Below are 25,715 nucleotides of genomic sequence, written 5' to 3' on the forward strand. Positions count from 1 at the left end.
AAGGAAAAAGCGGAAAGCAAAAAGCTATTGCGGGGAAGAGGAGGCTCCGCCGGGTAGCGGAACCATTCTTCCTGCAATAGCTTTTGCAGAATACTAAGCCTGATACAGGCTAGTTATGCTTAACCAGGAATTTTCCCGGCTACGTACATTTGTTCAAGTGTCGGCGCAACGGCACCACCTTTTTTCTCCAGTGTTACAGCAAACATTTGTGCTTTGCCGGTAACTTTCATTTTCTGGAGCAGGTTGATAGAATCACCCATTTCGAAGACGCCCATATCCACTGGTTTGCCATCTACGATAGCCCACAGTTGGTATTGTTTGTCTGCAGCAGGTTCCGGCAGGCTGTTAACTTTCAGGTATACCTGTTGGTTCTGCTGGTTCCAGAATACAGTTGCTAAAGCTTCTGGGAATGGTTTGGTACCTGGCATTTTAACCTTTAATACATTTGGATCCTGGAGTACATCCAAAGACTCCTGCATTTGTTCTAAGCGTGTTTTGTAAAGATTGCTTTTCGACAAAATGGAGTTTTGGGATACGAGCAAAGACTGGTATTTGTCTTTGTATTCCTTGAATTCCTTGTACCGGTTAAAGAACACGTAGTTCAAAATGAGGCTGCCCACCAGCAGCACGGCGGCGGCGGTGGCTATCCACCTCCAGGATAGGTTTTTTGTTTCTTGCATGGACACTACTTTTGGTTGCTGCAGGTTGGAATCGGGCGTAGGAGCACCCACCTGCAAATTGGGTTCATTATTGATTTGGTTAAATAAACGTGTTTTAATATCCGTTTCCGGATTCACCCGCTGCATCCTTACATATTCTTCCATATTACGGCGATAGGCTTCCACTTCCGCTGCTACTGCAGGAAATTGCAGCATGGCAGATTCCAGTTCTTCCACCTCCTGTGCCGTAGCCATACCGGCTATGTACAGTTCAATAATACCGGACGATATGTAATGTTGTGCGTCCACCAGTTTTACAAAAAATTATTTGTTTAAAATATTTCTCAATTGCATAATTGCATTGCGCATTCTTGTTTTCACGGTACCCAGCGGCACTTCCAGCACGCGCGCTATTTCTTCCTGGGTACAACCTTTATAATAAGCCAGATCAATCAGGGTGCGTTGCTCCCGGGTCAGTTTTTCCAGTATGCGGGAAAATCCGAGGTGATCGATAGATGGTTGTGTGGTTGACAATTGATGACTACCCTGTATTGCTGTGGTGATGTGTTGTACTTTTTGTTCCAGTTTATAGGAGCGGGAACGTAACACATCGATCGCGGTATTACGGGCTATATTTAACATCCAGGTGAAGAGCCGTCCTTTGGCCTCATCATAAGTGTCAATATGACGCCATATTTTCAGATACACTTCCTGCAGGATGTCTCCTGCCGAGCTGTCGTCGTTCAATACTTTTACAATGACCCCATACAAAGCCGGTGAGTATTGGTCATACAGGTAACTGAAAATTTTCTGGTCACGGGCTCTTAACCCATGAACAAGTTCAGCTTCTGTATATGTAGCAGCATATTCCAAAACAGATCGGATATAATTAATGGTATTTATAGTTGAACATTACTTCATAACATGTAATTACGCACGGGAATGCACAATGGGGCATAGCTAATCTATTTACATTCTCCTTACGCTGATAATCCAGGTGCTTCTATTGGTCAGATGAGGCCTTGTTTTATAGCGATACTTACAGCAATATACTGATTTATGAGGATAAACAAATTTTATATTGCGTGGGCTATTTTTTTACCAGGGCCTTCATATACAGCTGATCCATAGAAGGTGCTGTGCTACCGCCTTTCTTTTCCAGGGTTACGGCGAAAGCATCTGCCAGGGCTATGGTTTTCATTTGTTGCATTTTTTGGGATACTTCTGCGCCGCTGTCAAACACGCCTGCATTAATCATTTTTTCATTGGCGATGGCCCATAGCTGAAACTGTTTACCGGGAGGTGGTACCGGCATGAGCAGTACCAACAGGTATACAATCTGTGTTTGCGGGTTCCAGCAAACCGTAACAGCCGTGCCGGCAAAGTGGCCGCTACCGGTCATCTTCACCCACTTCACTGCCGTATCATTCAGCAGCTCGAGGTCCGGCGTGGTAGCGCGGGTGAGGGTCTGATGTTCTTTTTCTTCATCCAGTTTTTCTTTGGCAGCTATGAGTGATTTATAGCGACTTTTATAATCCGTGGATTTGTTGAAGAAGAAGAAATTCATGATCACACTGCCAATCAGCAAAGCGACAATCGCAGCTGTCAGGTATTTCCAGATAACATCTTTGGATTTGGGAGCGACCGGTAGTTTTTTCACAGGTGCTGGCCTGACGGCTTCCGGAGCAGGCTGACGCAGTTCTGCCGGCAGCCGGGCGTGGCCGGCTTGCGTATCTTCCTGCCGGATGATATCCAGCAACCGATCTTTGATTTCAGGAGGCGGCGTAAGGGCGTATAGTTTTACAAACCGTTCATTATCCTGCTGCAGTGCGTACACGGCGGCTTTCACTTCGGGGTATTGTAACGCGATCGTTTCTACTCCTTCCTGTTCTTCCGTAGACAGGAGACCAAATACGTAGCTTTCTAAAATACCGGATGATATGTAACTTTGTACATCCACAGTTTTTTACAATTGTTTTAACAGCGTTCTCAATTGTATAATTGCATTGCGCATGCGGGTTTTCACAGTGCCCAATGGTATATCGAGGGACCTGGCTATTTCTTCCTGGGTACAACCTTTAAAGTATGCCATGTCAATAATAGTGCGTTGATCTTTTTGAAGGCGTTCTATGACCTTGGTTAATCCGAGGTGATCTACAGAGAGATGTACGGCCAGTTGTGGCTCGTACATCAATGATACACTGGTAACATCCTGTACTTTCTGTTCCAGTTTGTGTGACTTTGACCGGAGGCTGTCGATAGCGGTATTACGCGTTATATTCAGCATCCAGGTAAACAAGCGCCCTTTATCGGCATCGTATCGATCGATGTTGCGCCATATCTTTACAAAAACTTCCTGTAATACGTCGCTGGCTGCAGCTTCGTCCGGAACTACCTTAAGGGCAACGCCATACAAGGCAGGAGAGTAATGGTCATACAAATAGCTAAATACTTTTTCATCCCTGGCTTTTAAGCCCTGAACTAATTCGTCTTCAGTGTATGTTAAGGTAGCTCCCAAGTTTGAGGATATGGATGTTATACGATACCAAAATAACGGGTTTTCTTTACATTACAAAATTATTTCCTATTTAGGGAAAGTCATTTTGTAATCCACCCTTATTTTACCTTTTGTGATATCATCCAGCTTGCTTTTTATCATTCTTCTCTTTAATGGCTTGAGGTGATCAATGAAAAGTTTACCATCAATATGATCATACTCATGCAGAATTACCCTTGCCGTAACGCCGCTGAATGTTTTTTCCTGAGGAGCAAAATTTTCGTCAACATAGCTCAGGGTTACAGTTTCAGCGCGGTTTACATCTTCCCGGATTTTAGGAATACTTAAACATCCTTCATTGTATGCCCAGTCTTTACCACCGGTTTCTACGATATGTGCATTGATGAAAACTTCTTTCACACCGTTATCACCAGGGTAATCATTCTTCTCGTCTTCTTCCAGGTTGCTGATGATCTGCTCACTATCTACTACAAATAAGCGGATGGATTTGTTTATCTGTGGTGCCGCAATTCCTACGCCATTGGAAGCGTACATGGTTTCCCACATATTGGCAATTAATTCTTTCAGGTTAGGGTATTCCGGTGTGATGTCTTCTGCTACCTTTCTTAACACAGGATGTCCGTAAGCTACTATTGGCAAAATCATGTTCTGAATTCTTGGTTTAATCTGCAAAGTTAGAGAGATATTTCCGGATTTGGCACGCAGTAGCCCATGGATTGGGCCGTTACGTCTGAATTTATCAGAAAAGGAAATAATTACACATGCAGATAATTTATTATTTATAATTTATGATGCAGGTACTCCTGTAATATAATGGTGGCACTGATTTCATCGACCAGCGCCTTATTCTGGCGGTCTTTCTTTTTCAGGCCACTATCGATCATGGTCTGGAAAGCCATTTTGGAAGTAAACCGCTCATCCACCTTTACAATATTAATCTGCGGGAAGTTTTTCTGAATAATCCGGATGCATTCCGCTACCAGCGGTGTAGCATGGGTATCGTTGCCATCCAGGTTTTTGGGTTCACCGATTACGATGGTTTCTACCTGTTCTGCGGCAAAATATTTTTTAAGGTAAGGGATCAGGTCATGCGTAGCTACCGTAGTAAGCCCGCTGGCGATGATCTGCATAGGGTCTGTTACGGCCAGCCCGGTTCTTTTTTTCCCGTAATCTATTGCCAGTATTCTCGCCATCTGATCGGATTAAAATTATTGAAAGAGCAGCATATCGCTGATCGCAAATACGGCAAACACCACACTGGCGATACCATTGGTGGTCATAAACATGATATTGATTTTGCTGAGATCATGCGGTTTTACCAGCAGGTGCTGAGAGATCAGCATCGCTACAAATACCGCAGCCCCGATCCAGTATACCCAGCCAAAATGCCCGGCAATACCGATGGTAATCACCAGCGCGGCTGTGAGCACATGCAAAAATTCGGAGAAACGCAAAGCGCCGGAAAGTCCCAGCCATGCCGGAATGGAATTCAGCTGCTGCGATTTATCAAAATCTTCATCCTGCAGAGAATAAATAATATCAAATCCGGATACCCAGCAAAGTACCAGCACGGATACCAGTACCGGCAATACGGCAAATTCGCCTGTTACCGCCAGATACGCGCCGATCGGCGCCAGCGACAACCCAACACCCAGCACCAGGTGACACAGGGCCGTAAAACGCTTCGTATAGCTATATCCCAGCACCACCAGCAAAGCTACCGGCGACAGGAAAAAACAAAGCCGGTTAATAAACCAGGTGGTAGCCATAAACAACACCACATTGGCTATAATAAAAAACAGGGCATTATTGGGAGAGATAATGCCCGCCGGGATTTCCCTTTTGGCGGTACGCGGATTCAGCTTGTCTATATCCACATCCAGCCAGCGGTTAAATGCCATCGCAGCGCTCCGGGCAAATACCATACATAGCACCACCAGCCCAAAGAGCTGCCAGCTGAAAGCGCCACCACCCTTGGTAGTGGCCATAAAAAAGCCTGTAAGCGCAAAAGGCATGGCAAAAATCGTATGACTGAATTTTACCAGCGAAAGGTATTTATTAATAGTAGTAATCATATGTCAACAGCATGTAGCTGCCTTACCGGCAGCGGGTTGTTTCAGTGTTTGGTTTCATCGGGTACCAGCGGCCCGCAATTTTACAAAGATATCCCAAACCACAATACCAGTACTCACAGAAATATTTAAAGAATGTTTCATACCCAGCTGCGGAATCTCGATACAACCGTCTGCCACCCGCATCACTTCCGGGTCTACCCCACTCACTTCGTTGCCAAAAACCAATGCCAGCGGCTTATCGGCCGGTGGTACAAATCCGTCGAGCATATGGCTGTTGACCGCCTGCTCAATGGCCATCACCTGGTAACCTTCTGCCTGCAGGGCCTTTACCGCCTCCAGCGTAGTGGCAAAATATTGCCATTCCACCGTTTCCGTAGCACCCAGCGCCGTTTTATGAATATCCCGGTGCGGAGGCACCGGCGTATAACCACACAGGGCAATACCTTGCAACAGAAATGCATCTGCCGTCCGGAACACCGAACCTACATTATGCATACTCCTTATATTATCCAGCACCAGTACCACCGGTGTTTTATCTGCGGCTTTGAACTCTGCCACCGTTTTACGGCCCAGTTCATCCATGCTTAATTTTCTCATCGGGTGCAAAGATAACGAGGATGAGGGGAGTTTTATATATTTGCGCCATGGCAAAAAGCAAATCAGAAGAAACCCCGCTCATGCTACAGCATAAGGCGATCAAGGATAAATACCCCGATGCCGTACTGCTGTTCCGTGTGGGCGATTTTTATGAAACGTTCAATGAGGATGCAGTTATAGCAGCCAGGGTATTAGGAATTGTATTAACCAAACGGGCCAATGGCTCGGCCTCCTACGTAGATCTGGCAGGATTTCCACACCATTCCCTGGATACCTACCTGCACAAACTGGTGAAAGCCGGTCACCGCGTGGCCGTATGCGATCAGCTGGAAGACCCGAAAACCGTAAAAGGCATCGTTAAAAGAGGCGTAACGGAAATGGTTACTCCCGGTGTAGCCATTAACGATAAACTCCTGGAAAACTCCAGCAACAACTTCCTGGCAGCCGTACATTTCGGCGCAGATACCACCGGCGTCTCTTTCCTCGATATCTCTACCGGCGAATTTTTTATTGCAGCGGGTAGTATAGAATACGTAGACAAACTCCTGCAAAGTTTCCGCCCGGCAGAAGTACTGTTTGCCCGCCAGCAACAAAAACACTTCAAAGCGACCTTCGGTTCCCGGTTTTATACCTACACCATGGACGAGTGGATCTTTACCGCTACCTATGCGGAAGAAACACTGCTGAAACATTTTCAGACCCACTCCCTCAAAGGTTTTGGTATCGATAGCCTCCCCGCCGCCGTCATCGCTGCCGGCGCCACCCTCCACTATCTGAAAGATACGGAACATCCCCACCTGCAACATATTACCCGTATGCAACGGGTAGACCAGGACGATTTCCTGTGGATGGACCGCTTCACCGTACGTAACCTGGAACTGCTCAACAGCAGCGTGGAAAACGGACAAACCCTCCTGAAAGTACTGGATAATACGGTCACTCCCATGGGCGCCCGTCTCCTGAAACGCTGGATGGTATTTCCCCTGCGGGATAAAAAACATATCAACGAACGCCTCGACACCGTGGAGTTCCTGATCAAAGAAACAGATCTCTCCAAAGCCCTACACCACCACCTGAAACAAACCGGCGATCTGGAAAGACTGGTATCCAAAATACCACTCAAAAAAATCAACCCGCGGGAAGTGATGCAGCTGGCCCGTTCCCTGCAACAGGTACAGGAAGTACAACAGCTCCTCCAGACCACCCATAACGACTACCTCGGACGCCTGCACGAAAAACTGGACGCCTGCGAACCATTACTGAACCGCATCCTCGATGAAGTCATGGAAAATCCGCCGGCACTCGTTAACAAAGGCGGTGTCATCAAAGAAGGCATAAATGAGGAACTGGACAGCCTGCGCAACATTGCCACCAAAGGCAAAGACTACCTGCTGCAGATACAACAGAAAGAATCCGAAGCAACCGGTATCCCTTCCCTGAAAATAGCCTTCAACAACGTTTTCGGCTACTACCTGGAAGTAACCAACACCCATAAAAACAAGGTACCGGAAAGCTGGATACGCAAACAAACCCTCGCCAACGCAGAACGGTATATCACGCCGGAACTGAAAGAATACGAAGAGAAAATCGTAGGCGCAGAAGATAAAATACAAACGCTGGAAGCCCGGCTGTTCGATGAACTGATTCAGGCCCTGCAAGGTTTTATTAAACCCGTTCAGGAAGATGCCCAGGTATTTGCCCGCATCGACTGTCTGCTCTGTTTTGCCCACAACGCCGTACAAAACAAATACCGCAAACCGGTTATCACCGATGGCTTTGACCTGCAGATCAAAGAAGGACGTCACCCGGTTATTGAAAAAGGATTGCCTGCCGGGGAAGCGTATGTGTCCAACGATCTGCAGCTGGACAAAGAATCCCAGCAGATCATTATCCTCACGGGTCCCAACATGAGTGGTAAATCCGCGCTGTTGCGCCAAACCGCCCTCATTACCCTGATGGCACACATGGGTAGCTTTGTGCCCGCCACCAGTGCAGAAATAGGCCTGACAGACAAAATATTCACCCGTGTAGGCGCCTCCGATAACCTGAGCGGTGGCGAATCTACCTTCATGGTGGAAATGAACGAAACGGCCAGCATCATCAACAGCATTACGCCTCGCAGCCTGGTGATACTGGATGAAATAGGCCGTGGTACCAGTACCTACGATGGTATCTCCATTGCCTGGAGTATTGTGGAATACCTCCATGATATGACACCACACCGTCCTAAAACATTATTCGCGACCCACTATCACGAACTGAATGAACTGGAAAATAAACATGGCCGCGTTAAAAATTTCCATATCACCAATATGGAATCCGGCAACAAAATTATTTTCCTGCGGAAACTGGCGCCGGGTGGAAGCCGCCACAGCTTCGGTATTCACGTGGCCCGTATGGCCGGCATGCCACCGGAACTGATAGACCGCGCCAATGAAGTATTATCCAACCTGGAAGAAAAACATATTGATGCGCCCCTCAAGGAAAACATCAAAAAAATAAGTACGCCTACCCAGCAATTACAGCTGAATATTTTTGATGCCCACAGCGATACCTTTAAGCTGATCCGCGAAAAGCTGGATCATGTGGACGTAAACCGGCTTACCCCGGTAGAAGCATTGCTAAAACTGAGTGAAATCAAAAATATGATCGGATAAGACGACATTATCTATCTTATAAAAAACAGCCTGTTACAAAATTTTGTAACGGGCTGTTTTTTTCATACAATATTCGCTTAGTTAGCAAACCTTACTATCCGGCTATTCGACACACCGTCTCCTTCTACTCTCAATACATACTCTCCATCCGGAATACCCGTTGGCTGTACTTGCAGCAGCGACTGATCTGCCGGGAACTGCCGGATATATTTTACATTCCCCATCAGGTCCGTTAACGTCACTTTGTAGTAAGCCTGCGCACTCACCGCCGCCTTATTCATGGCCACGGGCACCACGGATTTATCAAGCGTAGATTTATCGATGGTAATGTTGATCTGCTGCCGGGCCGGATTAGGCGCTACCGTCATAGCGAAAGTGCCACCACCGCCACTGCAGGAACCGGAAGGGCCATCGTATACCGGTACAATTTTCATTTTACTCATACCACTCCATCCACAGAGATTAGCCACATTAATACCGATGACGGCTTGTCTGGAGCCAGGACGTGGCATAGCGCGCATACCAGAATAGTCGCCAGGGCTGCAGGATCCCATGACATCTCCATTGAATTCAGCATTATCGTACCAGCCAGTACTCCATTGCGCATCAACAATATCCGCTGTTGCGAAACAACCACCGTTATATTTGGCAGATACATCATTCCACTTGCCCGGGCACAGTGTATAAGCGGTAATAGAAAGTTTGGTATTATCCGGTACACCAATCACCGTTCGTACATCCTTTCTTACTTTTCCGGGTGTCTGACAAGGATTGGCAGGATTAGAAATGGTGGCTTCTATATAACCAGGGCCGTTGGCGGTGCCGCTGATTTTTACGGCACTGGTACCCTGTCCTGCTGTAACAGTCAGGTTCGGCGAAGTAGACCAGGTAACTGTTTCTTCGGGTTTTAAATTGGTCAGTGAATAGTTCGCTGAGCTACAAAACCGCTGGTCTCCTACAATTTCATGCACATCAATTTCAGTAATCGTCACTGTAAACATAGAAATATGCGAAGAACAATTCTTACTGGTAGAGTCAAACATACTTGTTCCTAACCAAAGGTAATTGTAACAAGTGGTAGGAGAGAAAGTCATCACCGGTTCTTCCATTTGCCCTCTGACGGTATATCCAAATTGCCAGGCAATGGAGTTGGGGGCACTAATAGGAATAAATTTGTCCCAGCAGCCAGCAAATACCGGATTGTTGGTCACCACCGCATGCAGTACAGCCATGGGTGTCGGGGCATTTGAATGATCCCAGTCATCCAGGCTGCACCAGGACCGGAAAGCAATGGTGTACTTTTTGTTTTTTTCAAATGGGTACTTGATTGCAGCACCGGAATTATGGACACCATCCTCCAGGTCTATTGTTCTCAGTACCAGGGCATGTGGCACATTCGTCATCCATGGGTTACCATGGGTTTGCTGTACCGGATATCCGTTGATCAGTTTAGGATATTCAAAGTTACAGCCGGTACAGGGGATATTGTATTGACCAGGATCTTTCCGTCTTACTTCATCATCTAATGCAATCAACGGATCGCAGCCATAGGCCGCAAAATCAATCTTCTTTACTTTAACAGACTGGGCTTTCATGAGACCGGGCAACAATAGTAACATGGAAAGGGCCATTGCGCGTAACAGGGTTTTCGCGTTCATAGGGAATGGAATTTTAGGCCCTAAAAATAAAAAACCGCTTCATAAAGAAGCGGTTTTTTTATCACAAGCAAAGTTTCTAAGGATAACTTAGTTTTTTATGGTTTTACGTCCCACCAAACTTTTACGTCTGTTCTGTCTTTACCAGCAACAGCGGCATAGTTGGCAGCGTTATAGTTACGTTCGTTAGCCGGGTAATTCCAACGCATCGGTACATTACGTTGTAAAGTGGAAGATGGGTCATTGGCAAATACCAGTTTAGGTAATTTGTTACGACGTACTTCCGCCCAGTTTTCTTCTGCCTGAACGAAATTCAGGTGCAACCATTTCTGGGTACAGATCTTATTCATGTTGTCGGTACCATACGCTACACCTTCTTTTTTCAGGAACTCCTCCACTGCTACTGCAGTTGGCGTTGCTACTTTATCTTTAAATGTTGATATATTACGGATATCGTAGTAGAAATTGATAGATTGACGGATACCTTCTTCGTAAGCAGTTTGCGCACTACCACCGATGCCTAAACGTTCAGCAGCTTCCGCTTTCAGGAAAGAAACTTCTGATGCAGTCATCAACACTCCTGGGAAGAAGTTGTTACGGGTAAAGGTAGCGGAATCCATGCGGCTGATCAAACTATCTCTCAGCATATTTGCCTGGGTTTCAGTAGAAACATCCATTGGCATACCAGCATATTTACCTTCTTTATTCTTTGTATAGAGAATGGATAAACGTGGGTCTCCTTGTGGTTGCATTATTTTATCAATTATTACAAAAGGCGCTGCATTGAAACCTTCCATACTACGAATACCGTATTCATGCTGGTTATCAATTGCAAATAAGTCAGGCCCCACAGCAACAATCAATGCATTATCCACATTTGTTTCCATCACAGGATAAAGTTTTGGATTGCCCAATATCTCCTGAATTTCGGCCTTTGCCAATACTGGTTTTACATAGGAAACTTTCATCGCCAAACGTAAACGCAGGGAGTTCGTGAACTTTTTCCATTTTTCGCGATCGCCTTTAAATATCACATCCTGCTTTTTCAGACCTTCTGTAACAACGCTTTCGCTACCTACGGGAAGCTTATATTCATTGAGATAATCAGCTGTTTTCTTCAATTCTGCCAACATCCAGGTATAAATGCTTTCCTGACTGTCGTAGGCAGCATGCATAGAAGGATTGGCAAAATTCCTCAGCATTCCTGCCTGGAAGAATGGCATATCTCCCCACAGATCTGTTACTTTCGCTGTCTCATGAATAAAAAACACTTTGCTTAACGCAACATAGATCTGCTGAATATTTTTTTCCCTTGCCGGTAATGAATCGAATACAAAATTTATTTCCCGGTAAGTTTGTAAGGTATTTACATAATACTCTTTCCAACGCATTTCTGCATAAGAAGGGGCGACTTCATATCTCTTGGTACCATTCTGAAAACCCATTGTTTGCGTATATACGCCTAACATAGGACGCACAGCCGTAAAAAGTTGCGTATAGGTCAATCTGTTCCGGCCACTCAGAATTTCATTACTGAAAAGAAACGGTACGGCGGCTTTCTCTGTTTTATCCGGATTAGGATAACTTTCCTCCATTTGCTTGGTACAGGAAGAAGCTCCTATCGCTGCAGCACCGATTAACAGTGCTGCAGTAATTGTTTTTATATTGAATTTCATGAACATGCAGATTAAATATTACGCTAAATAAATAATTAATTAGAAACTAGCACGAATTGCAGCACCAAAACTTCTGGTAGCAGGCGTTGTTCCATACTCTATACCCTGTGTGGACATCTGCGTTCCGATAGCTGCTTCCGGATCAATATTAGGTAATGATTTATAGAAGTACAGCAGGTTTCTACCAATGAGAGACACGTTGATGGATTGGAAACCAATTTTACCAACTGTCTTTTTAGGCAAGGTGTAACCTAAGGATACTTCACGCAGTTTGATGTAGTTGTTTTTGTAAACAGCCTGGTCATAACGTCCGGCATCTCCCCATGAAAAAGTATTCAGGTAGTAAGAAGCCGCAGAGATCAATTTCTCGTTAGTTTTTCCGTCTGCAGTAACACCATCCAGCACTACACCATCGTGGAACACTCTTTCTCCATTTGGAGCAGTGGCATTATGATTAGGCAATCTTACATTATTATAAGAGCCATCAGCACCCTTCACTATATAATAAGGCAAACCACCATTCGCTTCATCACGGTATTGCATTGATTCTTTCAGCTCTCCTTTACCCATACCGTAGTAGTTGGTCAGGGAAGCCAGATCACCACCCCAACGGAAGTCTACCAGGATATCCAGGTTGAAGTTCTTATAGGTAAAGTTATTGGATAAACCACCGGCAATCTTCGGCAACATATTACCTACTTTGGTTTGTTTGGTATTATCACGTTCCCAGATACCATCCGCTGAAATGACCAACCGACCGTTCTGATCCCGTAAACGTTCATTTACATAGATATCGCCAAATGCCTGTCCTGGCGCTGCCACAATACGCAGGGCACCGTTGTCTTCATCTTTTAACGAGAGGAAATCTACGCCGTCCATTAATCTGATCACCTTATTTTTATTGGCACCAGCATTCAGGCCAATATTCCAATACAGGGGAGATTTATCAGCCAGTGGTCTGGCATTAATGGCAAATTCCCAACCTGTATTTTTCAGGTCACCCACATTCACCAGCTTGGAAATAACACCAGAAGTCATGGGGGTAGTCAGGTTAATGATCTGATCAGTAATCTTATTGGTATAGAAAGTAACATCTACGCTTAACCGATTTTTCAACCACTTCGTTTCCAGACCTATTTCTGTTTCTGTTTTCCGTTCAGACTTGATCTGGTTATTACCCAGCTTTTCACCCGCACTATGCGTAGGTACGCCACTAACTTGTTTCTGATCATAACCGATATAGGCATCATAAACAGTAGGTTCATTACCTACCATACCGAAGGAAGCACGCAACTTACCATAGCTCAGTACTTCCGGTAAATGGAACGCTTCTGTAAATACAAAGCTACTGTTGAAGGAAGGATAGAAGAATGAGTTACCACCTGGAGGCAGTGTTGAGGCATATTCTTTACGGGATGTGGCTTCCAGGAACCAATAGTTTCTGAAATTAATACTGGCTGTTGCAAAGAAAGCTGCTTTCCGTAATTCCTGGCGGGCCAGTATGCTTTTCACTACACCGGTGGTATTATTCAAGCTAAACCAGTTTTCCAGAATTAATCCTCCTTGAGTAACCTCAGAAGCACGACGGTACAATTCCTTTCTACCCTGCGCACCTGCATTCACGGTCAGATCCCAATCCTTAGCCAGCTTTTGGGTATAGGTCAGCAATACGTCACCATAAACAGTATTATACTTGTTATTATATGCGCCAAATACACCACTTCCCCCGAATGCAGTTGAATACAGGTTATGTTGTCTGTCTTCAATATATTCAGATGTCAGATCCGTACCAACACGTCCACGGAGTTTCAGATTATCCAGAATGGAATAATTCAGGGTAAAGCTTCCGATTACACGATCCATTTTCTCTTCATAGTTATCGTATGTCTGTCTCCATAATACATCAGACATGAAAGCAGTACCCTTATTGTTGAAAATGAAAGCTTCGTTAGGATTACGATTTCTATTACCAACGGTTACAAACTGATACCCTTCGGATGTTTTAAACCGGTCGAACAAAATGTCTGTTTTTTCAGAACGGTTCAAGCCATCAAAAGTACTCAGGTTACGCAGCTGTACCGGTCTGTTGAGGGTATTGCTGTTGATGTAATTTACCATTACATCTGCTGTTACTTTCTTATGCAGCTTTAAAGTACCGTTGAAGTTGAAAATGTTTTTTCCTTGCTTACCACCGCGTTGTACACCTTCATATTGTGTACGGGTGTAGGCAAAACGGAAAGATCCCATTTCAGAAGCATTGGATATGGCTACGCTACCATTCCAGTTGTAACCGGTACGGAACATTTTCTTATAGTTATTCGGCTGCGGATCATAGTTTCTTACCTGTCCATCCCACCAGAGCAACGGACGACCGTCCATGATTGCACCAAAGTTACCATAGGCACTATAGTCTGCACGCTCATAGGTCTGGCCTTTATAAGTCTCCTTTCTAAAACCAGTTTCAGCAAATCCTCTACCCACAGCGGTTTCATAGTCATAACCCGGACCATAGGTATTCTGGAATTTAGGGGTGAAAGCTACTTTTTCTACTGTGTAGTTAGTATTTACATCTACACCGAGACCTTTTTTATGAGCACCTCCTTTGGTCGTAATTACTACTACACCATTCGCTGCCTCAGAACCGTACAGGGCAGATGCAGAAGCACCTTTCAGTACGGTCAGGCTTTCAATATCCTCCGGGTTGATATCCACGATACCGTTACCCATGATACGCGGCTGATCCCAATAGTTCTCAGTATTAGCACCACCATTCCGGATAGGAATACCATCCACAATGTAGAGTGGCTGCTGGTTACCAGTCAGGGAGTTTACCCCACGGATACTTACAGATACCGCACTGGTGGCACCACCGGGAGCTGTCTGGATTTTTACACCCGCAGCTTTACCGTACAAAGCAGAAGCGAAGTTGGTTGCACCGGCCTGTGTCAGCTGTTTGGCAGACACCGTGCTCACGGAGTAACCCAGCGCTTTGCTTTGTTTTTTGATACCCATGGCAGTTACTACCACTTCGCTCAAATTCTTGTTGTCTTCCTTTAAAACAATTTGTAAAACGGATTGGCCATTTAAAGGCACTTCCTGGTTGAGAAAGCCGATATAGGAGAATATCAGCGTAGCATTGGGTGCTACATTAATTTTGAAGGAACCGTCTGCAGCGGTCATGGCACCGTTGGCAGCACCTTTTTCCTTTACAGTAACACCTGGTAACAGGGTACCTTTTTCATCTTTTACAGTTCCTGTAAGCGCTTTTTTATCCTGTGCCCATGCGGTAACGCAGCAGCATAAAAAAAGCAACGTGGCGAGAAGAAGTGATCTTCGCATAGCTTCCATTTGGTTTAAATTATAGCAAGTAGAATCAGACACATAGTTTAAAAGTATACGGGGACCCGCATGCTGTCGCGCACGTAGTGTGACACTCCGAAAGACAATGCTGTGGTTTCCGTCCCTTTGTTTTTTACATGGAATTACTCCATTAGCCCCTTCATTATTTCACTGTATAGCTACCGTACATCGCTACAGTACAGTAGTAAAACGTTTTAGCAAACAGCAATAAAAAAAACCTGTATCACCACTTTCACAATTATCAGTTTCACAAACAAGTTCTTTTATTCCCTTCGATAGAAATAACGGTTTCAAACTTAGGGATAATTACGAGAAGTGCAAAAAAGATTTAACAATTTTTTTATTATTGGTTAACACTTCGTTAAGGAAGTTAAAATTATATCAACAAACAACAAGATAATATTACCACATCACTGCTTATTGATAAAAGCGATCAGAGCCACAGCAGCATTTTCATCAAAAGGACCATCATACAAACTGAAAAATTTCCGCGAAGCCTCCAACGCCACCGGATCATTCTCCAATGCCGATAAAAACAATTTCTTCCGGATACTTACTTTCACCGGCGTCCCTGCTGCAATCAGGTAATAGCTATACTCCTTCTTGTATTCATCATATTCTTTTCCACCCGGCACAGGTTCATTATCCTCTATATCTGCTTTCACCAATATAATGTGGGTATCCTTTACCAGCATGTATTTCCCCTTTACCAACTGCTGCATGAATTTCCATTGCCGGTTGGTTTCCACGCCCACATAATAATAGCTGAGTTCCCGGTGTTTGAAATGAAAGGCTTGTATACCGGCTACTTCCGGCGTATAGGTATGGCCATTCTGGCCTTTGATGATGAGCATATTTTTCTCCAGGTCCAGGTTGGCATGGAATGCCCTGGCACGTTGTACCGGTTTGTTGTTCATGGAATCCAGCCACATATACTCCCAACTGGTATACAGGTAAGGAGAACCAACCGTATTGTTCTTATTGCCAAAACCAGCTACAGAACAGGATTTCAATCCGCGGATACTATCCCGCATATCGGCCGCCGGCGCCGGGGCCTCCTGTCCGTAAAGCCTGGTAATCGTAATCACCAGCAGGACAGGCAGTAACATCCATTGTTTCATACAAAATAGCTTATGCAGTCAGCGACGTGATACCGGCAACAGCGGGGTGGCTATTGCCGGCATCTGTAAGTTCTGTCAGGATGATCATCAGGGTTTATCCCACCACACCGGCGTGGTAAACAAATCCGCGCCCTGCGCGGCATTGGCAGCTTCTACATTTTCGCGGTTTACATCATAGTCATTACGTGGATACCGCAACCGGCGCGGGATCTGGCCATTGGTTTCGTTATTCTTGTAATTCACCGGCTTCAGCACCGGATAACCGCTACGGCGCCAGTTAGCATACGCTTCATATTCATTCAAAAACGTGGTGATATAATACTGGGTGTTAATGGCTTCCAGCTTCGTATTCAGGCTACCGGCACCCACTGCCGCCGATTCTGCCAGGGCATAGGCCTGCGCCGCAGCGTCGTCATATACAATCGCGGGCCCGTACAAAGACCATTGCCAGATACCAGACTTCACCCCGGTAATAAAACGGGACACCGGATCTCCGGCAATCCATCCTCTTGCCGTGGCTTCTGCCAACATCAGCTGTACTTCCGAATACGTCAGGAAAATGTTGGGGGAATTGGGTTGCGCAATTATCTGCCGGGGCTGTGAGTAGTGCGCCAGATCCGCATCTCCGGTAGATCCGATGCCGTATACCGGATCAGAAGTATTATCATATCCATTGGGCAATCCTTTCTGCAGCGCAGGTACGTTGCTGCCACCCGGTGTGGAATCCGGTTTCGGTAGTTCTGAAATAAACGGCAAACGCGGATCGTTCTTCGTTTTGAGCAGGTCTACAAAAAATTTAGAGAGCTTGATAGATAGGTTACTCTTCCCTGTTTCTGCCCTGCTGCCGGGGTATACACCTATCACGTGGCTATTGGGATTATCATAATCACCGGCTACATGCTGCATGTAGAAGATGTCTTCATTTCGTGTAAAAACGCCACCAGCAACGGCTTTCTGTACATACTCCTTCGCTTTGGCCGGATCGGATTTTTTAGACAGGCGTAAACCGATACGCAGCAACAATGAATACGCCAGCTTCTTCCACTGCTCCGGCGATCCGCCGTAACCGGAAATATCAGCACTGCCAGGCGTTGCCTTCGCTGCATCCAGCTTCGCGGCAGCGGCGATTAATTCTGCTGCCAAACCATTATAAATCGTTTCCTGCCGGTCGTAGGCCGGAGAAAAATTCAGGTCCAGAAAACCTCGCCCCGCTGCCAGATAGGGTACATCTCCATGCAGGTCTGTTAACCGCTGCAACATAATTACCTTCGTAATCGTAGCCATGGCATTAAAATTGGCCTGTGCAGGATCATTCGCTGTCTGGTTTATCAACGTAACCAGTATCTTGATACCATTCGGATAAAACGAGTTAAAGGCGGCCCCGCTGTAACCATCGTTATACAGGTATTTATCTCCCGCATACGTGAGACTGAGTGAAGATAAATGCTGCACCATAGGCCCGCAGTAAATGAGATTGGAACGCCACGCTTCAAATTCACCACCGGAAGCATAAAGCAATCCCCGCGTAAGCAGAATACCCGGTGTTACAGCCGGTGCAGCGGTAGGATCCGTATTGATCTGTTCAAAGTTTTTTGTACAGGCGCTCATGGCCAGTGTAGCGGCCAACAGCCATATCCTGCCTTGATATATTAACTTAAACATGTGCAGCTGATTTAAAATTTCACATTCAGGTTTAATCCATAGCTTCTTGCCTGGGGATACCCCAATACTTCGGCACCCTGACCGGCGCCGTTACCATACGTAGATTCCGGATCTACGTTGGGAATATCTTTATAAATAATCCAGAGGTTACGGGCTACGAACGATAAGGAAGCGCCGGTAAAGGGCGTTTTCTTCATGATCTCCGGCGAGAGGTTATAGGTAAGGATTACCTGCCGCAACTTGATAAAGGCCCCATCGTAAATAAACGGCTCGGCAATATTGAACGCGATATTCTGGTAATAGTCCTGTGCAGAAACGGTTTTATCCACATATTTGGAAGGATCATTGGGGTCCTGCGCCTTGATTTTCACACCTCCTTCCCTGCCTTCCAGCGTATTCTTCTGCAGGCCGTAATAGTAGGCATAATCATTGGTACCGGAATAGATTTTATTACCCCAGCGGGCATCTACCAATACGCCCAGTGAAAAAGATTTGTAGCTGAAACTGTTGGTCACCCCCAATGTATACGGCGCCACACCAGTACCAAAAATAGTGTTCTCTCCCTGTAAAGGTTTGCCGGCACTGTTGAACAGGATATTTCCCTGCTCGTCGCGTTTGAACTTATAGCCCATGATCACACCGAAAGGTTCACCAGGCACCTGCTGAATGGTGACATTGAATGTACGTACATCCGCTACCTTCAGGGATTTCAGTTTACCATCCAGTTGTATTACCTCACTGCGGTTGTAGGAGAAGTTCGGGGTAATATCCCAGGTGAAATTTTTATTCCGTACAGGCGTTCCCGTTAACATCAGTTCTACGCCTTTGTTACTCACCTTACCTACGTTGATAAAGGCCGCATTATAACCGGTAGCAACCGACACGGAGGCCTGTACAATATCATCATTGGTTTTACGGTTGTAGTAAGAGAAATCAACGGTCAGGCGGTTATCAAAGAATCGCGCCTCCAGTCCTGCTTCATAGCTGTCGTTGGTATAAGGCCGCAGGTTGGGATTGGGAATAATATAATTACCATCGGTAGATTTTTTCACATCAGCTACCGGCAGGGTATTGGTGCCTAGTGACATGGGGTTTTGTACCTGGTAGCCCAGACGCAAACGATAAGGATCGGTGTCGCCACCTACACGGGCCCAGGATGTTCTCAGCTTGGCGTAATTAATCCATTTCGGCATGGTTACCACATCAGATAACACAAAGCTCAATCCCGCCGATGGATAAAAAATACTGTTGCTGTTCAGCGGCAAGGTGGAGAACCAGTCATTGCGGCCGGTGAGCGTCAGGTACAGAAAACTCCGGAAGCCCACTTCTGCGGACGCATATACGGAGTTGATCTTCTTCTCAAAAATATCATTGAGTACCGTTTTGGTTTGCAGGTTACTCTGGTCGTAATAGTAGGGCACATTGAAGGTTGCGCCTCTCAGGTACAACTTATCATTTTTACTGCGCATGACATTGGCGCCGGCAAAAGCAGTTACCCGCCAGTCTTTGGCCACCAGCTTATCCATGCCTACCATCACATCCGCATTGAGTTCGTAGAAGCTTTGCCGGGTCTGGTCATTGATTTCGCCACCCGGTATATAAGCCGTACCGTTGGGCGTAATGGCTTTATTGGTTCTGTTATACATATCGGCCCCGATGCGGCCTTTTACATACAACCAGCTGAGCACATCATACCGTAGCTCTGCGGCATTGATATAACGGTCTTTTTTATCATCCTGCTCAAAATCATATGCGGCAAACCAGGGATTGGTTGTATACTGATTATCACTCCAGCGGGCTTCATTTCCGTCCGGATCCAGTTTACTTTCTCTCAGGGTTTGTACGCTTAAACTGGTAGGCAACAGATACAGGGAGTAATTGGCATTACCCGGTGAATCCGATACCCGTGGCCGGTTGTAGGTACGTTCCCGGATATATTTTGCATATACGTTTAACGTGAGGTGTTTGCCTAACAAAGCGGAAATATTGAGCGAGAGGTTATCTCTTCTGATACCCGAATTGGGCAGCATGGCTTCATTCTTCATATCGGTAGCCCCGAAGCGGTAGGTAAATTTATCGGTGCCTCCGCTCATGGCTACTGAATTGGTGAAGGTGTATCCGCTTTTGTAGAATTTTTTGAAGTTATCCTTTACGGCGCTGTAGGGCCGGAATTTGCCGTCGTACTGGATAACGGAAGAACCATCCAGTTTAGCGCCCCAGCTGAAAAGGCCACCGGATCTGGCTTCTCCGACTGTCTGCGGTTTTAAGCCGTTTTGTCCCATTCCGTATTCATATTGCCAGTCGAGGCTATTCACAATCGGGCGGTCTATCACGATGTTGCTGCTGTATTCAATGCCTACTCCTTTTCTTTTGGCACCGCTTTTAGTGGTGATGAGGATAACCCCGTTAGAAGCACGGGAACCGTATAAAGCGCCGGCAGAACCACCTTTGAGCACCGTCATGGAAGCAATATCATCGGGGTTGATGCTGGAAATACCGTCGCCGGCATCCGTTCCGCCATATTCAGTGGCCGCACCTAAGTTATCATTATTGATAGGAATCCCATCTACTACGATGAGAGGTTGATTGTTCCTGTTTTTATCGATCGAAGTATTTCCCCGCAGAATGATACGGGTAGACCCTGCAGGTCCGGTAGCTGTGGTGGTAACATTTAAGCCCGCCACTTTACCGGAGAGGGTATTGGCGATATTGGTAGAACGTGCCTGGGTGAGTTCTTCGCCCTTTATCTCTGATACCGCATAACCGAGGGCTTTCTTTTCCTTGCGGATGCCGAGGGCGGTGACTACCACTTCACTGAGATTCTTCTCATCCTGTTTCAGCACCACATTCTGGGTAGGTTCGTTCCCTACAGCGATTTCCTGTGGCAGGTATCCCAGGTACCGGAACAGCAAGGTACTGCCTGGCGGCGCCGTTATGGTGTAATTACCGTCTATGTTTGTAGCTGTTCCTTTGGAAGTACCTTTTATCAGGATATTCACGCCCATGAGGGGTTGGCCGCCGCTATCCGTTACCTTGCCGGTGAAGGTCGTGGTGTACTGGCCCCACACAACGGTGTTTACCAGCAATAATAACACAATAAAAAGTATAGCATATTTAGCATTTCTGATCATACTATAAAAAATAAAGTGAAGAAATAGTAGAATAGAACAGAGAAGGAATCACACGCTATAACAACGAATCCGGGAAAGTGTTTGACTCCTGCCGGAAGAATTCAGGTACAGCCGTTACCGGTAGCCTTGCGGACAAACAATACACTCCCTTATGCTGCCTTCCGGAGAAGACGGCATGATTCGTTCTATCCTATGTCAGGCCTTATTTGTTCTTTCCTTTCATACGTTCAGGGTTTGTCAGCAGTAATCTGTTGAATAGGGGTTACAGCTGCAGCTGGTTTCAGTTTTTCAGGTTCTGTCAAATGTGGATCTTTTAGGCGGTTAATATTGTATAGATTCAGGGCAGGATGCTCCCCCTGATGACGAATGAATGCCTGTCTGTTGCGCGATGACGCCAACCTTCTCCGGCGGTATATCAGTGCCTGGCTTTGTATCTTTTTTTAACGGGAATGACTATATATAATTCGTTTCAATGGTTCATAAGTACTACAGTACCGCAAAAATCTGTTATTCCACTGCATTGTGCTGTGTAGCCGCACTCAGGTAGATTCACGAATAATCAGTTCCGGGGCCAGTACAATCTGTTGCGGGGAGGTAGAAGGTTGATTGAGTTCCTGCATCAGCAGGTTGATGATATTTTTTCCGATAGCCGGAATGGGTTGTGCCACGCAGGTGATAGCAGGACTGTGCAGGCGGAACAGGTCGTGGTCATCGAAACTGATGACGCCTATTTTTTTGCCGATCTGCCAGCCGAGGGAGCGCAGACTTTCGATACCACAGATACCCAGGTAGTTGGTGGCAAAGAAAACGGCGTCCAGGCCTTTTACTGTGGTCAGGAAATGTTTTATTTCCGTGGTGAAATGTTCCCGGTCCAATTCAAAGGGGAGTTTTTTTACCAGGGTTTTCTGAAAAGGAATACGGTGGTCTTTGAGCGCCGCCATATATCCGTCCATACGATCTTTCATCTGGATCTGATCGGAGGTAATGGTTACAATGCCTATTTTCCGGTAGCCCTGTTGAATCAGGTGGGAAGTGGCATCATAGGTGCCCTGAAAGTTGTCCACCACTACGTAATGGCTGCTCACGTGCGGGAAGTAACGGTCCATGAGTACCACCGGCTTGCCGGTAGTTTTGAGCAGTTCTATTTCTTTATCCAGGTTTTTGGTAGGCGTAATGATGTAGCCGTCTACCTGGCGGTATTTGAGTACTTCCAGCAGTCCCTTGGCTTTTTCCGTATTGTCTTCTGTACTGCCATACAGCACTTTGTAGCCGTATTTATCGGCTTCATCTTCCATTACCTTGGCGAGGCTGGCGAAGAAATTATTGGCAATATCCTCCACTATGAGGCCGATGGTTTTGGTTTTTCCGGTGCGCAGGCCGCGTGCCAGCTGATTGGGTTTGTACTTCAACCGTGTAGCAATTTTTTGAATTTTTTTGCTGACCTGGTCACTGATTCTTTTTTCTTTTGCTTTTCCGTTGAGTACAAAGGAGACGGTAGTAGGAGATACTCCTGCCTGTTTTGCAATATCTTTGATAGAGATTCCTTTCATAGAAGACAACGCTATATCGATTTAGCCCAGCGTAATTTACAAAATCAAGTTGAAAAATACGTGGTTGGTTTAATTATTCCAAACATCCGGCAGAAAATGATGTTGGCTTCCGGTATCACATTAAAAGGTTATTTTCGGGATAATGGTATTTTTTTAACCAATTTTTAATAATTTGGCAACATTCATAGGATAATGGTAGTACCAATCACCTGTCAATCTACGGTTACTGATCAGTACATATTGGCAATGGTAATAAAGTATAGGACTGTTACAATAAAATAGTTGTTTAAATTAATACGTGAATGAAACCCATCCTTATTAAAGTGGGGGCTTTTGCCGATAACCAGATCACCATCATAGAGAGATGTGATCCATATTTCAATACACCGTTTCATTTTCATCCGGAATGTGAGCTGGTATATGTGACGGAAAGCCACGGAAAAAGAATTGTGGGAGATAGCATAGAGAGCTTTGAAGAAGGCGACATGGTGTTTCTGGGACCACATATACCACATGTATGGTATAATGAAGAAGATTATTACAAAGGAGACGAAACGCTGAAGGCGAAGTCTGTGGTGATTTATTTTCCGAAAGATATTTTCGGGGAGAAGTTCTACGGATTACCGGAAACGAAGGCGTTGACGGAGCTTTTTCACCGTGCCCAGCGGGGTATGAAGATCACCGGGGCTACGCATGATAAGCTGAAACAGGAAATTTTAACCTTGCCTAAAAAAGAAGGCCTCGACAGGATTATCTCTTTACTGAGTATTCTGAAAACCCTGTCGGAAACACGGGATTGTTATTACCTTGCCAGTACCGGTTATTCACATGCCTACAATGTGAAGGACAACCACAAGATTGACGAAGTGTTTAAATATGTAATGAATAATTTCTCCAAGGAGATTTCCCTCCAGGATGTAGCCAGCATTACCAATTTATCGCCACAGTCGTTCTGTCGTTTTTTTAAGAACCGTACCAAAAAATCGTTTGTACAGTTCCTGAATGAAGTGCGTATAGGCCATGCCTGTAAACGGCTCACGGAAGAAGATTGGTCGATTGCAGAAATAGCTTATTCCTGTGGATTTAAGAACCTGTCCAATTTTAACCGGTTTTTCAAGGAAATTGTAGGCAAAACACCGAAAGAATACAAAAATGAGTTACGACTCAAAGAAGCCTAACTACTTAAAAAACAAACAAATGGAACGATTTTGTCTTTTCGGAAATTTAGGTGTTCCTAAATACAGAATTTATTCTTACTTTCAATGCTAGTAATTATCAACCAAAACGCTTAATTACTACTGTAATTCGATGTACAGCAGTTGTTCCGATAACGAGTTAGTATCGCTGCTCAAAAGCGATGACAGCGCAGCCTTCAATGCCATCTACGACCGCTACAGTAAGATGCTGTATCTATTTGTATACAGTAAACTGGAGGCTGGAGAAATCAGCAAAGATGTACTGCAGGATATTTTTATCTCCCTCTGGGAAAAGCGACACTCCCTGGTGCTGAAAGAGTCGCTGAAGGCCTATCTGTACCAGATGGCCCGTCACAAAATCATAGACATATACCGTAAAAACGCCACCTACCGGAAATATTTACAACAACTTATCGAGCATTTCGATGCCCAACCGCACTCGGTGATAGAAACGGTGGATTATAAAGCCAAAACCCAGGATATGTTTGAGGCAATCAATCATCTTCCGGGCCGGATGAAAGAAATTTTTATGCTCAGCAGGTTTGAAAACCTGACCGTAGAGCAAATTTCTACTCACCTTGGCTTATCCCAGCAAACCGTAAAAAATCAGATCACCAAGGCATTAAAGATTTTAAGAGCCAACTATGCACAAACGGATATGATTCTGTTGGTTATATCCCTTATCCTGACCGGAGGTTTATAATGTGTATAAAAAACACGCTGTGGCAATGGTACTATTCCTTCATTATTACGACTTATCAACAACACAAAACGCTATCAGGTGGACACAGAACAGATAAAAATATTGCTGGAGCGATATAATCAGGGGAGTTGCTCACCGGAAGAAGCGGATATTATAAACCAATGGTTTGAACGTATCAACCGGCATCAATCTGCCGTAGTGGACGACGCTGCACTCGATTTGCAGCTGGAATCCATAAAATTGCATATCAATGAACAGATCGCTCCTGCCACACCGGTGCGCCGGATGTATGCCTGGTACTGGTCTGCCGCTGCCGCAGCTATCCTGCTGGCAGCAGCCCTGTTCTGGTTCAATAACCAACGCCCGGCGGCTACGCTCCTTCCGGAAAAACAGCTGGCGAAACTACCGCCTGCAAAAAGCAACCGGGTGGAGAAAGACGGCTTTATAGAAATCACGACTGCCAAAGGTGCCAATGAAAATATTGTACTGGAAGATGGCAGCTCCATTGCACTCAACGCAGGCAGTAAAGTGCGCTATCCAAGCCACTTCTCCGCGTCTGCACGGAACGTTTTCCTGGAAGAAGGGGAAGCGTTTTTTCAGGTGAGCACTGATCCCAAACGACAGTTTGTGGTAAGAGCAGCCGAAATTGCCACCACCGCACTGGGCACCACCTTCAACATCCGGGCGTACAGCCAGGAAAACCAGGTGACCGTAGCCCTGATCAGTGGTAAAGTAAAAATAGACCAGCTGAATGGCGATGGCCAGGAAACAGCCTCTATGATCCTGTTACCCAGTGAACAGATCAGCTATAACCGGCAATCCCTCAGCCTCGTTAAAACGGTCTTTTCCAAACCGGATGAAGTAACCGGCTGGCAACAAGGTTATCTTGTATTCCGCGATGCCCCTTATAATGAAATTGTTACCAGTATTGAAAACCGCTACGGTGTAACGGTGATCAATAAAAGCGATAAAACCAAGTGGAATTACACCGGCTTTTTTAAAAATGAAAGCCTGAAAGACGTTATGGATATTATTTGTATTGCAAAATCATTATCTTATACCATTAAAAACGATACTATTTATCTGGTAAATAAAAACTAGTTCATATGGAGGTAAAGCCATGCCCCATGAAATGGTTTCTATCCATGGGGTTAA

19 protein-coding genes are annotated in these 25,715 nt (G+C 45.5%); 4 read left to right on the top strand and 15 right to left on the bottom strand.

Annotated features, from left to right (window positions below):
• Nucleotides 1-119: 119 nt before the first annotated feature.
• The 8 genes from OL444_RS28870 to OL444_RS28905 all read right to left on the bottom strand — a co-directional run bounded on the left by OL444_RS28870 (nucleotide 120) and on the right by OL444_RS28905 (nucleotide 5,849).
• A complete protein-coding gene (locus OL444_RS28870) occupies nucleotides 120-968 on the bottom strand; it encodes an anti-sigma factor (protein WP_264727560.1) in 849 nt (282 codons plus the stop codon).
• A gap of 15 nt (nucleotides 969-983) precedes the next feature.
• Entirely contained in the window at nucleotides 984-1,532 is a 549-nt protein-coding gene (locus OL444_RS28875; RefSeq protein WP_264727558.1) for an RNA polymerase sigma factor, read from the bottom strand.
• A gap of 217 nt (nucleotides 1,533-1,749) precedes the next feature.
• On the bottom strand, nucleotides 1,750-2,619 hold the full coding sequence (locus OL444_RS28880) for an anti-sigma factor (RefSeq protein ID WP_264727556.1): 870 nt from the start codon (nucleotides 2,617-2,619) through the stop codon (nucleotides 1,750-1,752).
• Nucleotides 2,620-2,625: 6 nt separating this feature from the next.
• A complete protein-coding gene (locus tag OL444_RS28885) occupies nucleotides 2,626-3,177 on the bottom strand; it encodes an RNA polymerase sigma factor (protein WP_264752045.1) in 552 nt (183 codons plus the stop codon).
• Between the two features lie 66 nt (nucleotides 3,178-3,243).
• Nucleotides 3,244-3,822 (bottom strand): peptide deformylase, encoded by a 579-nt coding sequence (gene def, locus OL444_RS28890; RefSeq protein ID WP_264727553.1) that lies wholly within the window; start codon nucleotides 3,820-3,822, stop codon nucleotides 3,244-3,246.
• Between the two features lie 134 nt (nucleotides 3,823-3,956).
• Complete coding sequence (ruvX, locus tag OL444_RS28895) at nucleotides 3,957-4,370, bottom strand: Holliday junction resolvase RuvX (protein ID WP_264727550.1); 414 nt, start codon at nucleotides 4,368-4,370, stop codon at nucleotides 3,957-3,959.
• Nucleotides 4,371-4,385: 15 nt separating this feature from the next.
• On the bottom strand, nucleotides 4,386-5,252 hold the full coding sequence (locus tag OL444_RS28900) for a UbiA-like polyprenyltransferase (protein ID WP_264727548.1): 867 nt from the start codon (nucleotides 5,250-5,252) through the stop codon (nucleotides 4,386-4,388).
• 54 nt (nucleotides 5,253-5,306) lie between these two features.
• Nucleotides 5,307-5,849, bottom strand: coding sequence for an RNA methyltransferase (locus tag OL444_RS28905; RefSeq protein WP_307735012.1), 543 nt, complete (start codon nucleotides 5,847-5,849; stop codon nucleotides 5,307-5,309).
• Nucleotides 5,850-5,896: 47 nt separating this feature from the next.
• On the opposite strand from OL444_RS28905, the gene mutS reads away from it, so the two are divergent.
• Nucleotides 5,897-8,506 (top strand): DNA mismatch repair protein MutS, encoded by a 2,610-nt coding sequence (gene mutS / locus OL444_RS28910; protein WP_264727546.1) that lies wholly within the window; start codon nucleotides 5,897-5,899, stop codon nucleotides 8,504-8,506.
• Between the two features lie 77 nt (nucleotides 8,507-8,583).
• Here mutS and OL444_RS28915 read toward each other — a convergent pair whose 3' ends face one another.
• From OL444_RS28915 to OL444_RS28945, 7 genes are all read right to left on the bottom strand, one after another.
• Complete coding sequence (locus OL444_RS28915) at nucleotides 8,584-10,164, bottom strand: hypothetical protein (RefSeq protein ID WP_264727543.1); 1,581 nt, start codon at nucleotides 10,162-10,164, stop codon at nucleotides 8,584-8,586.
• 95 nt (nucleotides 10,165-10,259) lie between these two features.
• Nucleotides 10,260-11,837 carry a SusD/RagB family nutrient-binding outer membrane lipoprotein gene (locus OL444_RS28920; protein ID WP_264727541.1) on the bottom strand — a complete coding sequence of 526 codons (1,578 nt, stop codon included), beginning with the start codon at nucleotides 11,835-11,837 and terminating at the stop codon, nucleotides 10,260-10,262.
• A gap of 39 nt (nucleotides 11,838-11,876) precedes the next feature.
• Nucleotides 11,877-15,176: a SusC/RagA family TonB-linked outer membrane protein gene (locus tag OL444_RS28925; RefSeq protein ID WP_264727539.1), complete on the bottom strand. Its 3,300-nt coding sequence runs from the start codon at nucleotides 15,174-15,176 to the stop codon at nucleotides 11,877-11,879.
• 431 nt (nucleotides 15,177-15,607) lie between these two features.
• Entirely contained in the window at nucleotides 15,608-16,318 is a 711-nt protein-coding gene (locus OL444_RS28930) for a hypothetical protein (RefSeq protein ID WP_264727537.1), read from the bottom strand.
• Between the two features lie 87 nt (nucleotides 16,319-16,405).
• Nucleotides 16,406-17,980 (bottom strand): SusD/RagB family nutrient-binding outer membrane lipoprotein, encoded by a 1,575-nt coding sequence (locus tag OL444_RS28935; RefSeq protein WP_264727535.1) that lies wholly within the window; start codon nucleotides 17,978-17,980, stop codon nucleotides 16,406-16,408.
• A gap of 11 nt (nucleotides 17,981-17,991) precedes the next feature.
• A complete protein-coding gene (locus OL444_RS28940; RefSeq protein WP_264727533.1) occupies nucleotides 17,992-21,111 on the bottom strand; it encodes a SusC/RagA family TonB-linked outer membrane protein in 3,120 nt (1,039 codons plus the stop codon).
• Between the two features lie 539 nt (nucleotides 21,112-21,650).
• On the bottom strand, nucleotides 21,651-22,661 hold the full coding sequence (locus OL444_RS28945) for a LacI family DNA-binding transcriptional regulator (RefSeq protein WP_264727531.1): 1,011 nt from the start codon (nucleotides 22,659-22,661) through the stop codon (nucleotides 21,651-21,653).
• A gap of 302 nt (nucleotides 22,662-22,963) precedes the next feature.
• Between OL444_RS28945 and OL444_RS28950 the strand changes: the two genes are divergently transcribed.
• The 3 genes from OL444_RS28950 (at nucleotide 22,964) to OL444_RS28960 (ending at nucleotide 25,661) form a co-directional block, all read left to right on the top strand.
• The gene (locus OL444_RS28950; RefSeq protein WP_264727529.1) at nucleotides 22,964-23,839 is read left to right on the top strand and encodes an AraC family transcriptional regulator; all 876 of its coding nucleotides are present in this window, start codon (nucleotides 22,964-22,966) and stop codon (nucleotides 23,837-23,839) included.
• Nucleotides 23,840-23,969: 130 nt separating this feature from the next.
• Nucleotides 23,970-24,560, top strand: a complete 591-nt coding sequence (locus tag OL444_RS28955) for an RNA polymerase sigma factor (protein ID WP_264727527.1) — start codon at nucleotides 23,970-23,972, stop codon at nucleotides 24,558-24,560.
• 78 nt (nucleotides 24,561-24,638) lie between these two features.
• Nucleotides 24,639-25,661, top strand: a complete 1,023-nt coding sequence (locus tag OL444_RS28960; RefSeq protein WP_264727525.1) for a FecR family protein — start codon at nucleotides 24,639-24,641, stop codon at nucleotides 25,659-25,661.
• The last annotated feature ends 54 nt before the right edge of the window (nucleotides 25,662-25,715 follow it).

The organism is Chitinophaga nivalis, assembly GCF_025989125.1.
GTDB lineage: Bacteria > Bacteroidota > Bacteroidia > Chitinophagales > Chitinophagaceae > Chitinophaga > Chitinophaga nivalis.